The 17,416-nt window shown below is 35.4% G+C and carries 12 protein-coding genes; all 12 read right to left on the bottom strand.

Going from position 1 to position 17,416, the window contains the following annotated elements; translation table 11 throughout:
* Positions 1 to 47: 47 nt before the first annotated feature.
* Complete coding sequence (locus WAA86_RS08725; protein WP_337300618.1) at positions 48 to 1,862, bottom strand: sodium:solute symporter family protein; 1,815 nt, start codon at positions 1,860 to 1,862, stop codon at positions 48 to 50.
* A gap of 147 nt (positions 1,863 to 2,009) precedes the next feature.
* Entirely contained in the window at positions 2,010 to 4,409 is a 2,400-nt protein-coding gene (locus WAA86_RS08730; RefSeq protein WP_337300619.1) for a transglycosylase domain-containing protein, read from the bottom strand.
* A 290-nt stretch (positions 4,410 to 4,699) separates the two neighbouring features.
* A complete protein-coding gene (locus WAA86_RS08735; RefSeq protein ID WP_337300620.1) occupies positions 4,700 to 7,027 on the bottom strand; it encodes a GumC family protein in 2,328 nt (775 codons plus the stop codon).
* Between the two features lie 75 nt (positions 7,028 to 7,102).
* Complete coding sequence (locus tag WAA86_RS08740; protein ID WP_337300621.1) at positions 7,103 to 8,188, bottom strand: DUF1972 domain-containing protein; 1,086 nt, start codon at positions 8,186 to 8,188, stop codon at positions 7,103 to 7,105.
* Positions 8,189 to 8,190: 2 nt separating this feature from the next.
* Positions 8,191 to 9,090, bottom strand: coding sequence for an SDR family oxidoreductase (locus tag WAA86_RS08745; RefSeq protein WP_337300622.1), 900 nt, complete (start codon positions 9,088 to 9,090; stop codon positions 8,191 to 8,193).
* Between the two features lie 3 nt (positions 9,091 to 9,093).
* Positions 9,094 to 10,044 carry a glycosyltransferase family 4 protein gene (locus WAA86_RS08750; protein ID WP_337300623.1) on the bottom strand — a complete coding sequence of 317 codons (951 nt, stop codon included), beginning with the start codon at positions 10,042 to 10,044 and terminating at the stop codon, positions 9,094 to 9,096.
* Between the two features lies 1 nt (position 10,045).
* Positions 10,046 to 11,062, bottom strand: coding sequence for a glycosyltransferase (locus WAA86_RS08755; protein WP_337300624.1), 1,017 nt, complete (start codon positions 11,060 to 11,062; stop codon positions 10,046 to 10,048).
* A gap of 43 nt (positions 11,063 to 11,105) precedes the next feature.
* A complete protein-coding gene (locus WAA86_RS08760; RefSeq protein ID WP_337300625.1) occupies positions 11,106 to 12,422 on the bottom strand; it encodes a hypothetical protein in 1,317 nt (438 codons plus the stop codon).
* 54 nt (positions 12,423 to 12,476) lie between these two features.
* On the bottom strand, positions 12,477 to 13,580 hold the full coding sequence (locus tag WAA86_RS08765; protein ID WP_337300626.1) for a glycosyltransferase family 4 protein: 1,104 nt from the start codon (positions 13,578 to 13,580) through the stop codon (positions 12,477 to 12,479).
* A 34-nt stretch (positions 13,581 to 13,614) separates the two neighbouring features.
* Positions 13,615 to 14,775, bottom strand: a complete 1,161-nt coding sequence (locus WAA86_RS08770; protein WP_337300627.1) for a glycosyltransferase family 4 protein — start codon at positions 14,773 to 14,775, stop codon at positions 13,615 to 13,617.
* Between the two features lies 1 nt (position 14,776).
* On the bottom strand, positions 14,777 to 16,003 hold the full coding sequence (locus WAA86_RS08775) for a hypothetical protein (protein ID WP_337300628.1): 1,227 nt from the start codon (positions 16,001 to 16,003) through the stop codon (positions 14,777 to 14,779).
* Complete coding sequence (locus WAA86_RS08780; RefSeq protein ID WP_337300629.1) at positions 16,000 to 17,406, bottom strand: oligosaccharide flippase family protein; 1,407 nt, start codon at positions 17,404 to 17,406, stop codon at positions 16,000 to 16,002. The genes WAA86_RS08775 and WAA86_RS08780 overlap by 4 nt, the downstream gene beginning before the upstream one ends.
* Between the last annotated feature and the right edge of the window lie 10 nt (positions 17,407 to 17,416).

Below are 17,416 nucleotides of genomic sequence, written 5' to 3' on the forward strand. Positions count from 1 at the left end.
ACTAAGAATGAAATACTAGTATTGATACCAGGATTTTTCTTGATTCTTTATAAGATATTGCTCTTGATCTTACTCCAAATCTTGGTCATCAAAAATCCAGAAACGACCGCAATTCCCGTTAGCACCCCTGCATACCTATAATCGCCATAAATCCAATAGCCCGTTGCGAACATACAGCTATAGATCAGGACACAGCCCAGTAGCATGGCCACGATGCCCGAGGGGACACTCCAGCCTTCTTTCGCAAATACAATTTCCTCACCTTCTGCTTTGGCCTCCCGAACCACTTTTGCCCACCCCGGTCCTCCCGGTTGGATTCTTTTATAGAACGATTGCAGTACTTCCTTACGTTCCGGTTGGGTCATAAAAGTGGCTCCCACCCATATGATGGTGGTAAACAATACCACAAAGGGATATTCATAATAACTTTCGAAAACGCCCGACTCCGCATGGAACAAATAAGCCCCAAGGGGCGTTAATTTTAACAGGATGGAAATGATTCCTGAGGCAAACATGGCGGTGATCTCACTCCACGCGTTAATGCGCCACCAAAACCATCTCAAAATAAAGATGAGCCCGGTTCCGGCCCCAAATACCAACAGCACTTCAAACAGTTGAAGGGCATTTTGAAGGACCAGTGCCAATAGGGCACTGAATACCATCAAAACAACGGTTGAAATACGACCTACCAAAACCAACTTCTTTTCTGAGGCCTTGGGGTTGATCATCTGTTTGTAAAAATCATAGACCACATAGGAGGATCCCCAATTCAATTGGGTAGAGATAGTACTCATATAGGCGGCTACCAAGGAGGCCAATACCAATCCCAACAGGCCACTGGGCAATTTGGTCAGCATGGCGGAATAGGCCAGGTCGTGTCCCAATTTATCATCTGTAATATTAGGAAAAGCTTCTTGTATACTGGCCAAATCCGGATATACCACCAAAGAGGCCAAAGCCACCAAGATCCATGGCCATGGTCTTAGGGCATAATGCATGATATTAAAGAAAAATGTGGCCCCAATGGCATGGTTCTCATCCTTGGCGGCCAACATCCTTTGTGCGATATACCCACCGCCACCGGGCTCTGCCCCCGGGTACCAGGAACTCCACCATTGCACGGCCAAGGGAATGATAAATAAGGTAATCAAAGCTTGGGTATCACTAAAATCGGGCAAAATAGATAGTTTACCGGCTACCGCATCATGGTTGATCAGCGCGGACACCCCACCCACTTCCGGTAGATTCACCAAATAATAGGCTGCTCCCAAGGCTCCGCCCATGGCTACAAAAAAGAGTAGAAAATCGGTATAGACCACCCCTTTAAAACCGCCTGCGGCACTGAAGATCACCGTAATGACCCCACCAAAGACCACGGTCTGCCATGGCTCCAGCCCCAACATGATACCACCGATCTTAATGGCCGCCAAGGTGACGGCCGACATGGTAATGACATTAAAAATGACCCCTAAATATATGGCCCTGAACTTGCGCAAAAACCTGGCCGGGGCTCCGCCATAACGGAATTCGTAAAATTCTATATCGGTATTCACGTTCGATTTCCGCCATAGTTTGGCATACACAAAAACCGTGAGTAGGCCGGTCAGCAAAAACGCCCACCACACCCAGTTGCCGGAAACGCCGTTGGTACGGACAATATCGGTCACCAAGTTGGGTGTATCGGTGGAAAAGGTAGTGGCTACCATGGAAACCCCCAATAACCACCAGGGCATGGTACGGCCCGAAAGAAAAAACTCATTGGAATCGGTGCCTGATTTTTTGGAAACAAAAAGCCCTATGGAAAGGGTAATGGCAAAGAATATTGTAATGATCAAATAATCCCAGAAATTCAGTGATACCATAAAGAGGCTGGTTTGGTTGGTTTTATATTGCGGTTGAAAATACTATTTTATGCATTGTTTATACCCTTCCCATTTAGAAAATTTCCAAGTATTTGTATCCACCAACAAACAATCATCAACTATCAACCACCAACCATCAACCATCAACTATTCTTGGGATAAGGGCAATGGCTTTTGTAATACCCGGGCACTGCTATCTTTGACTATGGAGTCTAGCTTTTGCTCTAATGGGGCCAAGGAATCATTTTCTATTTCCATAATGGGCACCACTGCTCCCCTAATGGAATCACGGATCCTTAAATATTCCCGGTAGGTGGTATCGGACAGGGCCAAAGGAGCGGCTTCTGCTGCCGATAACATACTATAGGGCCAACAAGGAAAATAATCCATTTCGTATTCAAAATTCGTTAGGATGGGACGTCTCCAATAGCTAAGGTCCCTGAAAACCGAGGCTACCATTGGTAAGGCCGTATTGGCTCCAGATCCCATGGTAGTGGAACTGAACTGTACGCGTTTGTCAAAGGTACCAACCCAGGCCCCAACGACCAGTTCGGGAGAAGCTCCAATAAACCATCCATCCCCATTGTTTTGTGTGGTCCCTGTTTTTCCAATGATATTAAATGGGATATTATATGCTGCCAATCGGGAACCTGTGCCCCCTTGTGTTACGCCTTCCATCATTTTTTGGATGGCCTTTACATTTTTGTAACTGGCGACCCTCCCTTCATAGGCAGGTTTGGCTTCATAGATCACCTCCCCTTGTTCGTTCTCTATTCGCTCAATCGCGTAAGGCTTTACTTTGTTGCCCCCATTGGAAATACTGGCATAGGCCCTTACCATTTCCAAGAGACTGATATCGGCAGTACCCAGTACAATGGAAGGCACGTCTGGCAATTCCCTTTCTATTCCCATTTTCTTGGCCTGCTCCAATACCCTTTCTGTTCCCGTACGCAATTGTATGGCTACGGATACCGTATTGATGGATCCTGCCAATGCCCCGTGCATACTGTAGCTGCCCCCATAGGAATGGTCTGCATTCCGCGGTCTCCAATCTTCGTATTTGGAATAGGTCAGCAATTGGTTATCATAAAAAGTACAAGGATCCTGCCCTGTTTGAAGGGCTGCCAAATAGGTAATCGGTTTAAACGTGGAACCCACCTGTCTTGGGGTGATAATATTATCGGTCTGGCTAAACCCATAATCGATGCCCCCTACATAGCCCATGATCCTCCCTGAGGTACTGCTCATGACCAGCACTCCGGCGTGTAGCCTATTGATACTTTTGGTAATGGAATCTTCCAAGGACATCATTTGGTCTTCATAACCTTTGCCGACCTCCCAATATTTACGTGGTTTCTTCTGTTGGATAAAGGCATTGATCTCGGCATCGGTCTTTCCTGCCTGACGCATATTTTTGACAACCCCCATGCTCTCCTCTATTTTCTTTAGGAGGGCCTCTTTGCCCCCTTCGGTCGTAGATGCAGACCAATAGCGGTCCATCAACGATTGGAGTTGGTCTATTTGCCTTTGAATGGCCAGTTCCGCATAGTGCTGAATATCTACATTCAGGGTGGTGTACAAGCTAAGTCCATCGGCTTCCAGGTCATAGGTATGTCCGTCTGGAGCAGGGTTTTGCTCGGCCCAGGCCTTAAATTCGGCAGCTACAAATTCCTTGTAGTAATTGGAAAAGGAAGAAGCCTTCTTCGGCGTTTGGTAGTCGAGCTTTAATGGCGTTTTTGCCGCTACGTATTCCTCATCGGTCAGGTAACCATATTTTTTCATTTGGGACAATACCACGTTGCGTCTCTGTTCTGCACGCTCGGGGAAGGCCCGTGGATTGTAATAGGTAGGAGCTTTTAGGAGTCCCACCAAGGTAGCACATTCGGGCAAAGTCAGTTCCTCCGGGGCTTTGTTAAAAAAGCGGTTTGCCGCTTTTTCGATCCCATAGGTATTCTCCCCAAAGGAAACGGTATTGAAATAGAGCAGTAGAATATCGTCTTTCGTGTAGATGTTTTCCAAGCGCTTGGCTATAAAAACTTCCCGGATCTTATTGATGGGCGTAGAAAGAAAAAACTGTTTTTCCCTTCCAAAGAGGTTTTTGGCCACCTGTTGGGTAATGGTACTACCACCCCCGGCATTCTGTCCCAGGATGATCGATTTTACAAATACCCTTCCGTAGCTCTTATAATCTACCCCTCCGTGGTCATAAAAACGGGTATCCTCGGTAGCGACCAGGGCATTTTTTAGATTGGATGATATTTGGGAGCTATCCACATTGGAACGGTTCTGTAAAAAGTAATAGCCAATAGCCTCCTTATTGGAAGCGTAGATGGTGGAGGTTACGGGATTTTTTAGGCCTTTTAAATAGGCTACGGTAGGGAGTTTTCCGAAGGTGCCAAAATAGATCATGGACATGAGGACGGCAACACCGGTAATCCCTAGAAGTACCAAATAAAAAAAGGTCTTGAAGGGATGTTTCCGAATATAGCGGAACAATTGTTTGAACTTAGCACCTATTTTACCTGAAATATTTTGAACCACTCCCATTTAAAAAACACCTATTAAGCTTGTTATACGGGCAACCCCGCATATTCGGATTAAAAATAGCCTAATTTTTTTAGGAGAGGTTGTTTTTGGGTAAAAAAATGCAAAAGCTCAATATGGTCATCCTCAATCGCATAGGTATACCACATAAAAAAGACCCTTACACGAACTCCCATAAAATAGGTATTCCCTGTAAGGGTCTTGAAAATGTTAATCTATAGCACCACCACTAACAAGCCTTAAACCAACCAGCTATTGCTCATTGTTCACTGTTCATTGCTAATTTATCATTATTAACTGTCCGAACCATAACCTACGCCATAGCCGTAGTTATAGTCTTTTGCCTTGCCATTGCCTACGGCGTTGAGCACATAGGCCATGTTCTTGAGCTTTTTGGTCTTGTTCAGTTCTTTGGAAAATTCCAACAAACGTTTGTCCGTAACACCGGAACGGGTCACAAAAAGGGTGATATCCGCTTCTTGGGAGATCAATAAGGTATCTGTGACCAACATGGTCGGGGCGGTATCCACTACAATAAAATCGTACTCCTTTTTCACCTGCTCCATCAATTTTCCAAAACCGGGACCTGATAACAGCTCTGGGGCATTTAGGGGCACGGCCCCGCTTGGCAGCACTTTGTGGTAAACACTTTTTCCCAACCCTTCTTGTACCAGGGTTTCCCATTTTTGTTTCGGGTTCTCCAAAACCTCAGAAAGGCCCATGGTATTTTTGGTGGCGTTCAAATATTCGTGCAACTGTGGATTTCTCAGATCTGCCCCTACGAGCAAGACCTTCTTTTTCATACTGGCATAGGCCAGGGACAAGTTTACGGCCGTTAAAGTCTTCCCTTCCCCTTTTACGGAAGAGGTCACATAGATGACCTGGCCCTCCCCTTTTTCTTTTTTGGGCAACATATAGTTGACATTGGTCCCAAGTATACGGAAGGACTCCGCCAATACGGAACGGTCATTGTCCCCCATCATTTTTCTGGACTCCTTTAAAAAGGGTATCTCGGCCAAAATGGGGGAGGCAGTATTGATTTTTTCAATATCTGAACGGTCATATACTTTGGTATCCAGGGAAAATTTGATGAACAATACCATAAACGGCAGGAACATCCCCAAGATCAGGGAGAGACCATATACTTTTGGTTTGGTAGGTGACACGGGCTTACTACTGGTTAAGCCATAGTCTATGACTTTTACGGAAGGGGCGGTAACGGCCAGGTTAATGGCGGCTTCTTCCCGCTTTTCCAAGAGCAGTAAAAAGAGGTTTTCTTTAATCCCCTGTTGTCTCTCTATGGAACGCAGCATTTTTTCCTTTTCCGGCAATCTGGAGTATTGGGAACCTGCCCGGCTTTCTTCCCGTTTCAATTGGTTCAAGGAGTTTTCCAATTGGGCCTCATAGATATTGACGGATTTGATGATATTGACCTTGGCGCGTTCCAACTGCCCATTTAATCTAAGCAGGGTGGGGTGATCCTTGCCAACATTGGGCAACAATTTTTCCCGTTCCAGGGACAGTTCATTATACCCTGTCACTAAACTGTTCAAACTATTATTTTCTATCCCAATATTGGCCGGTAATAAGCCATAATCACTTTGGTTGATGACCGTTTGTTTTAACATTCTGGAGATGGATACCTGGTTTTCCATTTTATACAGTTCCTCCTCGGTATTGGATCTCTTTTGCAAGGTGGCCTCTGCATCTGCCGTGATATAAGATAGGTTGTTGGCCCTTTTAAAATCTTGCTTTCCCACTTCAATGGAATCCAATTCCCCGGACAAGTAACTAAAGCGCTGGTCTATGACCTCCAAGGTGCGCTTGGACACCAATTGGCGGTCCAATACCCCATCCCTATTAAATTTGGCAATAAGCGTATTTAATATGGCCTCTGAGCGATCCACACTAGTGCCTTCAATAGCCAGGGATAAGATTTCACTGTTCTTATTGGTCGCTTCTACTAGTAAATCTTTGTTCAACTGTAAGACAGCCTCCTTCATGGGGAGCAATACTACTTTATAAGTATGCCCTTTAAATTCTGCAATATCTTCCATTTCCGATAAACTAATAGTAAAGGGAAGCCCGTCTGAGGGTAGGCCCATATAGGCCAGATTCATGGTGACTTTTTTGTTCTTGGCATCGGTAATGATCAGATCTTTATCCGTTATTTTTATCCCATACTCTTTCGTACTCCTGATACTATCGGACAACCTATTTTTGGCAATGGTAAAAGGCGGGCTCCAAATCTGGGTGGTCTTTACATTCCCCACTTCATAATAAGCCACATCCAATTGCAATTCCGCTACCACCTGGCTCAACAAACGATAGGACTTAAGAATCTCCGTTTCATTTTCTAAGTTGACTTTGTTATTTCTGCTCATAAATGCTAACGCATCATTAATAATATTCATTTCCTTGGAGTCATCAATGATCTTGATTTTTGCCACAGACTTATAGGTAATAGGGGCATAACGCATATAGGTATACCCCAAAACCAAGGAGATCAAAATTGCTGCCAAAAACCAAGGCCAGTATCGTAAGTATTTAGTAACAAATTGCATTATATTGAATGATTCTTCTTCTTCATTCAGTTCTAATAAATATGGAGTTTCTTTCATTTCTTTATTGAGTAATGTAATTTATTAATTGCCTAAGGAAAATGGAGGACAGTTCTTTCAAATCCCTTATACCATTTAGGTGAAAAGCCTTGCATAATTATCACTAATCCTCTTCCAAGTATACCTACGCGTAGCAATTTCCTTTACTTTGCATGACAATTCATTTTCCTTTTCCTTAGAAAGCTGTTGAATTATATTTGATAATTCATGTTCATTTGAAAATAGTAAAGCTTTATCTTCGGTAGTAAATCGATTTGTTGGAACGTTATAAGCAACGATAGGTAATTTTAAACTCATGGCCTCAACCAAGGATGGAGCTGTACCACAAAATGAATGACTATGTATATACACTTTAGCATTACTTCTTATAACGTCCAATTCATTTAAATCATAAATAGCATCTTGCATAATTATATTATCATATCCCGAATATTTCTCTTTTAATTTTCTTCCATATTCAAACTTTGCATAGTTTGAAATCAGTACTAAATTCCGATTTGGAATATTAATATAAGCTTCAAGTACCAAATGTAAATTATTATCTATTTGGGCTCTTGAAACGCTAACATCATAATCTAAATTTAAAAAAGGATATTTTTTAGTGAGTTCCGAGGATTTTTCTTTGTAAGAAGTATGGTCTCCTCCATATTCGATTAAGATACTTTCTTTACCATACTCCTCAGAAATATAATCACAAAAAAATTGGTTATCCGCAACAATAGATGTAGCATTATCAATTGCTACTTTTTCCGTTAATTTTAAGTACCATTGAACATTCTTCCCCCACTTATCTCTTTTCCACTCAAGGCCTCCAAAATTCACTATACAATTTGTCTTTTTAAATAGTTTTAAAAAGGGAAGAATAATACATCCTGGAGTACCTAAAATTAAAATGGCATCAAATTTAAACCAACTAAGTATTAAAGATGAAATATCATAAATTATGGATTGCGCTCCATTAGCTTTGAAAGGTAAATACATTAGAGAGCTACCATTAAACTCTTTGAAACGTTTATTTTTAGGAGTTTTTTCGCAAAAAACAGTGAATTCAAATTCTAAGTTCTTTTCTTTGGTTAAATAATTAACCATAGTTTCAAATCCACCGTAATTTGCTGGTAAACCCGCCGAACCAACAATTGCCACCGTTTTTTTTATCCTCATTCCTATAAATAATTCTGGTAATAATTATCTACATATTCCTTAAGTGCAATTCGCCAATCCCGCATTTTATTAACTCCTCTTAATTCTAATTTTTTTGTGTTTAGCCTTTCAGATGGGGGCCTTTCTGCATAATAAATATCTTTAAAATGTTCAGAGCTTACCGATGTTATTTTTACTTCATCCTGTTTGCCTATCAGCTTCACCAATTCTTCCGCTACTTCCAATCTACTGGTTTGTCCACCGCATACACAATTGTATAAACCCCAATATTCATTTTCAACCAATTCTTTTACAGTTTTGGCAAAATCATGCGTATATGTAGGTGTACCGTCCTTATCATTTACTATGAACAACTCTTTTTTCCCATCTTTTAATTGTTTCATTAGTTTTTGTATAAACTTCTTATCTTTTTTGGGTCCGGAACCCATCATCCAACCAGCACGACATATTACAAACCTCTTAGCATTTTCACAAACATAGCGTTCTCCCATATACTTTGCTCTTGCATAAGCCCCTAAAGGATTAGGCATATCCCAGTCATCGTAAAGGTCTTTTTTTCCATCAAAAATACCCGCTGTACTTATGTACAATAAAGGAATATCAAGGCTATTAGCCAAATATACGGCATTCTCCACCGCTAGGGTATTAGTAAGATAAGTATCATCTTTGTGTTCTTCACAATATTCCAAATCGGTGTAAGCTCCTAAATGAAATAGGTAGTCTGGCTTAAATGCTTCAACATCCCTTTTGTACTCCTGAAAATCTCTAAAATCCAGAAAAGTCAACCAATCTTCATTTACGTCTTTATCAGTACACTTTATTTCATAATCATTCTTAAACTGCTCATAAAATGCCTCTCCCAACATACCACCGCATCCCGCTATATAAATTCTTTTTTTCATATTTTATTTGCTTATTTTTTTATAAATATTTGTTAGTTGTTCTGCCACAGATTTCATATCTAATTTTAATTTTATTAAATGATCGGCACTATTGATTTTTTTACCTTTTAAAACTAGGTTAACAAGAAATGCCAGCTCCTCAGCTGAGTTATTTTTTGCCACATAATTATTGTCCAAACCCCTTAAAATTTCTTCGACATTTCCAACATTAGTTGATACAACGGGTGTATTACAGGCCAAACTTTCTTTTACTGAATTAGGTGAACCTTCAAAATCTGAAGTAAGCAAATGCAAATCTACAGCGCTAAAATAATAAGGAATTTTTTCTCTAGAAGTATTAATTAATCTTAATTCTTTAATATTATTATAATTATATTTTTCCTTTAATATTTTTAATGTCTCCGTAAAACGGTCGTATCTTTTTTGCCTTCGTATTAAATTTGAACTTACAAAAAGGATATAAATTGTTTCTTTATTTAAACCCAAGAAATGTCTGGCATTATCTCTGTCCATAGGTTTAAATAATTTTGTGTTGACTCCGTTTGGAAGGTAAAATGAATATTCATCTGTAATAAGTTTAGAATTATTTTTAAATATCCATGCATTTGTATTTGACTTTATAAATTGAAAAACAACTTTCCCAAGTTCATGAATAGGGTCATTTTGAAATGAAACTACTACCCTATTTTCTTTACTTTTTCCGCTTAGAATTAGGCATAAGGAACTCAATGCATGATGGCAATGGATAATATCATAATTTTCTTTGGATAAATTTCTCCTTATTCTAAAAACTGCCCTTATATATTCTAGTTTACCATTTTCTCGGCCATTAATAAACATTACGTCATTACTTATGCCATGCAAAACCAAAGATTCTATCTGTTCTTTAACAAATATCCCAAATATGGGTAACTTATCCGTGGGATAATTATTCGTAATGTGAAGTATTCTCATACTAAGCTAAAGTATTTATAATGTCAATTAATCGCGAGGAATAGGATTCTTTAGAAAAATTACAAACTATTGATTTCTTTAAATTATTAGCGTAATTTTCTTGTATTTCAAAATCATCATAAATCCTTTTTAGTGCTGTTGAAAATTCAACTGGATCATTCATTTTTACTAGTATTCCAGAAATATTATTTTCAATATAATTATTTATACTTGGGGTATTCGATGAAACTATAGGTATAGAAAGCATAGCAGCTCTTATTAAATTAATTAAACCCGCAGGTTTTTTATCTTTTAAAGGAAGTGCTATTATTGTACTTTCTTCAAACAACTTGTAATATTCTTCTTGGGGTATATCAAAATATATTTTTACGTTGCCGGGAATTAAAGTCTTCAGATCAAAATACTTTTTTCTAGCTACAAAAACATAAGAAAGCTCAGGGGTCAATTCCGCTGCTTTTACAATGGTTTTCCAATCTCTCCGCGCCTCTCCACCACAGAAAATATAACTGTCTTTTTTAACAAATTCTGATGATTTATAGGAATCAAAAATAGGATCATGCAACACAAAAAACTTTTCTATTGATAGCTTTAACCTATATGAATACGAAGCAATTAGCTCAGCTGAATTGACAGTGATTAAAATATTTTTCTGTTTTAATGCATATTGAAATAATCTATTTTTAAGACCTTCAACAATTTTATTATGGACAGGAGCTATAATGTTAAGTGCTATTATTTTTCTTTTTTTTTTCAAAAGTTTATTTAGTAATCCAAGTGGTATAGCTGTTGTAAAGTTCCAACAAATTATAACATCATCTTTTGATGACAATTTAATTGTTTTGATCGATAATATTAAATATTTAAAATACAATTTAATAGACCCTAATTTCGTTTCCCTATCTCGCCTATTATAATTTGGTATACCAATTATTTCTAGTGCGATATTTTCATTATGGAAATAATTTTCCAAAAAAAAAGTTTTGTCATAATCCCAATCAACCATTAAATAAACTTTCATACTTCTTTCATTTTATAATTTCAATTCCTGCCTAACCCTTTACTTAAAGATTAAAAGTCCTTTTAAACATTAATCGTTTTCCACTTTTCTCAATGGGCATACTTAGAACCTTATTAAATACAATTGTCAAGTTAGTTCCAAAATATTCTTCCAAACCTAAAGTCATATTTCGAAAATAATTTTCCAAATTGGTATTATCTAAAATCACATAATTTATTTTGAATACTTTATAATCTGATTGGATTATTTGATGTTCTTTAATCCCTAAATCTAAAGTGGCTAAGTAACTGCCTAAGGAAGAAGTTGAAATTGTTGTTTTATTTTCTGACAAAAACTTATCTGTAATACGACCAATTTTTAGATTAATTTTGGGAAATGGATACCTTTTATCATTACGATCTATAGCCATCAATTCCCCAACATCGCCCACTTTATAATTAAGCAAAGGGAATCCATAGGAATATAAGGCGGTAAGTAAAAATTGGTTATCTGCATTGGCATTCACTAATACTACATCGTCTGTAAACACCATTTCGTTCTTGTCAAGTTCTATTCCTATAGCAATAATCTCACTACAACCATATTGGTCGTACACGGGACAATTAAACACTTCTTCTATGAAATTTCTTCCCTTAAGTTTTTCAGTTGTAGTTACTACTATTTTAACAGATGGTAAATCCAATTTTTCAGTTTTTAGAAAATGTGCAAATTCTATTATTAAACTAGGATTGCCAAAGACCACTTTTGGTTTAAATTTTATAATACGTTTATACCAAATAGGAAAATCATCAGCTGAATATTCAAAGGCGTTCAAATAAATACGGCGATTTATGAATTGCCCTAATCTAATGGACATCATTTTAAAAAAAGTGGCATGTTCTGTTGGGGATGTCCAAAACCATACTGTCTTGTCGGTGGGCATCCAACCAATCATTGCATTATTGCGCAACCATGAGGCACGAGACATTTCCTCAAAGTATTTTGAACGATAAATGATCCCTAATTCTCCTGTAGAACCACCAGAGGTGACCAATCTTAAACTTTGTCCATGGCGATCGTTAGACTTTAAGTCGTTTATATTATCCTTTATATTTTGTTTGGTTAATGGAGGTAGTCTATTCAAATCTTCCTTTGTTCTGATATCATCTGGGTTAATCTGATAATTATCAAATAGTTCTTTATAATAGGTGGTGTTTTCATAAGCGTGTTTAACCAAAGAACAAATTGCCTTGTTTTGTTCATTTAAAATATTATTCCTACTTAAACCTAAGTTTGAACGCAATTTTTTATAATAAACATACCGACGATCTCCCTTTATATATTGATAAAACCTAGATAAAATTAATTCATAAATCCACATATAAATTATTCTTTAATAGCATTAATTATTTTAAGCAAAAGCTACAAGTTGGAATTAACATGATATAATTTTCATATATAGTTCCTCGTGTAGTTGTGCACATTTTTCAATGGAAAAAACATTCGAATAGATTTCCTTTAAAAGTTTTTTATCTATTGGTTTATTATTAATAAATCGTTGAACCGCCTGTAAATAGGAATTCTCAGAAAAACTATCAGAAATAAACCCTGTCTTACCATCCTGGATTAAATCTTTAGCACCACTAGTGGGAGTACAGATTGCAACAGTTTCACATGCGAATGCTTCTATTAATGAAATGGGCATACCTTCATAAATAGAGGACAAACAAAATGCATTTGAACATAACATATAATCTATTACATTGGGTTTTATTCCTAAAAAATGAATATTTGGATTAGCCATTTGCTTAATTTCGATACCTAATTTTGAATCAAAATTGGCGCCTATAATCAATAAAATGCAATTTATTTTTCTACTTTGCAGGTTATTAAACACACTAATTAACATTTTCTGATTCTTTTGAGGTGAACACCTGCCGATATGAATAAACACCATATCATTTTCATTATTTTTGTAACCATCCACCTCAATTTTTACATCCTTAAAATGTGCTGAACATGTAGGAAGTGATCGTCCATTATAAATTAATGTTGAGTTGGTAACGTTTAGCTGCCTTTCAAGTGACAATTTATTTACATCGCTAATTGTAATCATTTGAACCAAATTCATTCTTATTATTGGTTTCAGTATATACGAATAATTCTTTCTTGTGTAAATACGATCTGCTGCATTATGTAAAGTTTCTAAGTACTTAAATCTTCTATTTAATAAAATTATTGGGATAAAATAAAGTATAATACCTGCACCATGAAAATGCACAATATCAGGAGCTATTTGATTAATAATTTTATTTAATCTATAAATTTTTGTTATGCTAAACCCTTTTTTTTCGTTTGCACAATGATACTTAACCTTTTCTGATAAAAATTCCTTGTAAAAGCGATTATCTCCTTCTTCATCATCCAATATTGTCAGTAAATGAACCTCATGTTTTAATATAAGTTCATTACACAAATCAACAACCAATCGCTCTGCACCACCAGATGTAAGTGAATAGCTAACTTTCAAAATTTTCATAATATGAATTATTGTTAAAGAAATTGAATAAGAATTATTTTGTAATAATTCGATAATTTTCAGTTAAATGTTTAGAAATAACTTTCCAACTATTCTTACCACTACTATATTCTTCTAGAATATTTTTCTCTATATTCTTTAGACGGCTTTTATTTTTAATTATTTCTTTTAATTTCTCTGATAATGCAATTATATCATTTGGAGGAACTAAAAATCCCGTATACCCATCTTCTATCATTTCTAAAAAACCGCCAACTTTTGTAGCTAATACAGGCTTGTTTAAAGCAAAAGATGACATGACAACTCCACTTTGGGTTGCATCTTTGTAAGGACAAACTACAAGATCAGCATTAGAAATTAACTCTACCAATTCACCATTTGGAATAAATCTATTAAGAATTCGTACTTTAGGATTTTTCAAATAATTTTCTATATCAAACCAATAAGTCCCTTTACCTGCAATTATAAGTTCTATATCTGGGAAGTCCATTTCAATTAACGTAAATGCATTTAAAAGATCATCTACACCCTTATACTTTGAAATACGTCCAAAAAAAAGCAATCGAAATTTAGCACTGGAATATTTAGATACTTTGTATTCTTTTAAATATTCATAAATACCCAATTTTGAATTAAGAACATGGTTAAATCTAAATATGGGTGTCTTAGCAAGAAATTTTTTTTTCTGGTGATCATTCAGAAGTATGATATTTTTTATAAAACTAAAGTTTAACTTACGAATAGACATATTTATAAAAGAGTGTTCTCCTGAATGGGGAAACGGGTCATGTAGGGTAAGTACAACTTTCTTTTTATTCAGAAATAAAAATGCTAAGTAATTCCAATTTAATAAAGTCCCGAAATGAATAAGATCTGGGTTCAATTTATCAATGAACTTAATAATTTCTTTTTGCAATTTTAAATTAGATCTAGATAATGCTTTTTTTGATATTCTATTAATTACATAAAAATTATCAAGTGGAATAAATTTATCAAATGCATTTAATTCATTAAATTCTTTACCTTGAAAAATACCAGCAACAGGTAAATTACTTTTTATGGACAACGCTGAGGATTCCAGATGATATGGAGCTAAATCCAATAAATACGTTATTTCACAATGTTCCTTTAAATGACCGACAAAAGACAAGTCATAATCAAAGAAGGGTGGCGTGGATATATACAATACTCTCAAACTATCTTTTTATTTTAATATTATTTAATCGTTTTATTTGATTCACTTTAGTATTGTATAGATATATAGTGTCAAAACAATATATTGCAAAAACTGTAACGACAATGAAGCTATAATGATAGGTGTAATTAGATGTTAGAGAGGTAAATAACAAATACCAGAGATAATATTTTAAATAATTAAATCTTTTGGGTAACGGCAGTAAAAAGCTTTTTATCCATATCAAAACAAAACCTATGAAGGCCAATACTCCAAATAATGCATAAACTGAAATAATACCTACATCTTCTAGATAAAACAAATCATATTCATTCAAGGCCTTCACAAATTTACCGTAATCAGACTTTTCTCCGTATGGCACTCCATTCCCCAATATCCTACTGCTTAAATTCGGAGAAAAATCTAACAAGAAATATTCTCCTGCCAAAACCCTAATGTAATCTTCTCCTTGCTCAACCGTAGTCTTTTGTGCACTTATTAAACCTTGCACTATTTCATTATCTAAATTATCAAGATTAAATAATAATAATAATGTAAGAATTATTAAGAATGATTTTTTGATCATACCCATTGACCTAGTGAAATGGTAAATAATCAAAAGCAATATTATAACTATATTTTGTCTTGTAGCCTGTAGTATTATAATTAAAAATCCCGAAACAGCTAATACATACCAGTGAAGTGAAACTCTTTTTAAGCTTGTAATTTTATTAATGCTTATAAATATTGTCATAACTAAAAAACCTAATCCAGTTAAAATAAATCTAAACACTCCTCTTTCTTCTATAATTTCTTCTCCATAACCAAAATAGACGGTACTCACATTTAAATATTGATAAGTATATAATAGCATATACAGTATCCCATAACCAACTATTATTTTTTCAATTACCGCAATAGACAGAGTATGTCGTTTGAGAAAGAAATAAAACACCCATATAAGATATGGTGTGGTTGAAATTAATGAATCCATTATTCCTTGATCCCAAGTGTAATAGGCCATAAGAAGTGAAAGTATAATTGATATTGTAATTAATTGCAGAGGCAAAACAAATACACCTTTAAACTGAAACAAATAGGGTAATGAAATTACAGCAGTAAATAACAAAAATAAAAATCTTATATACTTGAACCAGCCATCTAATAACATTTTCAAATCAAATAAATTGATAGAAATAATTACAAGAATTACTGTAAAAACAATTAACAACCTCCTTTTATTTATCATATTTCTCTATTGTAATTTTTAAAAGATTTAAGAAAATAAAAGAAGAATGTTATCATCATGAATATCGAAATCAACAAACGTGTTATTAACTGAGAATCACTAAAAAACCAAAAAGAAACTACGAAAAGAGCTATTGTTAAGGACCATAAATACTTGTCCCCTTCAATTTTAATATTCACAGATTTTTTGAATAAATACCACAAATAAACTTCAAAAATCGCGAAAGAAATAACATATCCATAAGAGATACCCAGAGCACCAAACATACTTCCGTAATAAATTAATGGGGTGGTTATTAACGCATTTATTACAGAAGATTTAAACATTAATTTCTCCATATTTACGGCACCCCAAATTGTACCAATTATACTATTAACACCCATTAAAAAAACATACCATATTTGTAATTGGCTCACTTTCACCACTGGTAAATATTTTTCTGAAAAAAGAAATATTACAATTTCTTTTGCGAAGAGGGTAAACATTAAACACAATAACAAAGCAACTATCATTATATACTTAAAACCAAAAGAAACTCGATCATTGAATTTTTTTGGGTTTTCTACCCACAATAGTGATAAATTTGGAAACAAAGCTGAAAGTGCAAAACCAATGACTAAAGTTATTGGAGACATTAGTTTATTTGCCAAATTAAAATAGCCTACTTCTGTAGTTGATGAATTAATATCTAAAAAATTGTTAGACAGGTAAACAATTGGAACCATCATTAATGTTAAACTTAAATAAGGCCAGCTTTCCCTTAATAATTTAATTGAAGACTCAATGAAAGGGTAATTATCTCCTCTTAACAAACCATACTTGATTAGCAATAAATAAAGCATGCCTGCTTTAAATAGTGAGATAATAATAAAAAAAGAAAACAAAAACGTTACCTGAACATAACTATCAGGTAATATAAGAATAAGTAGCAGCCATATAACACTCCATATGATGTTAACTATTGAGGTAATTATCATTTTTTGATTACCCCAAAATACACATTCCAATAAATTAGTTGAACAATTGAATAAAATAAATAACATCAGCAATAATAATTGCTCCTGATTCAAATTCCCCCAAATAGAATTATAGATTAGATAGAGTAATGCTAGTAATACAAGCGCTATAATTTTTAATTTTAGAGCAGTGATAAACAACCCCTTACTTTTTGAATTATCCCTAGATATACTTCTAATAATTATATTACGAAAACCAAGGTCTCCAATTGTTATAAGTAATTGTCCTTGGGCTAACATAAAAGTATAAGTACCATAATCTTCTGGTAAAATTATCCTAGCTATTTTAATTAAAGCTATTAGTCCAAATATTTGAGTTACAACATTCCCAATAGTTAGAAAAGAAAAATTTTGAAAAACTTTATTTTTAAGAATTTGTTTTATCATTTTGACAATA

This window comes from Sediminicola sp. 1XM1-17 (assembly GCF_037203765.1).
Taxonomy (GTDB): domain Bacteria; phylum Bacteroidota; class Bacteroidia; order Flavobacteriales; family Flavobacteriaceae; genus Sediminicola.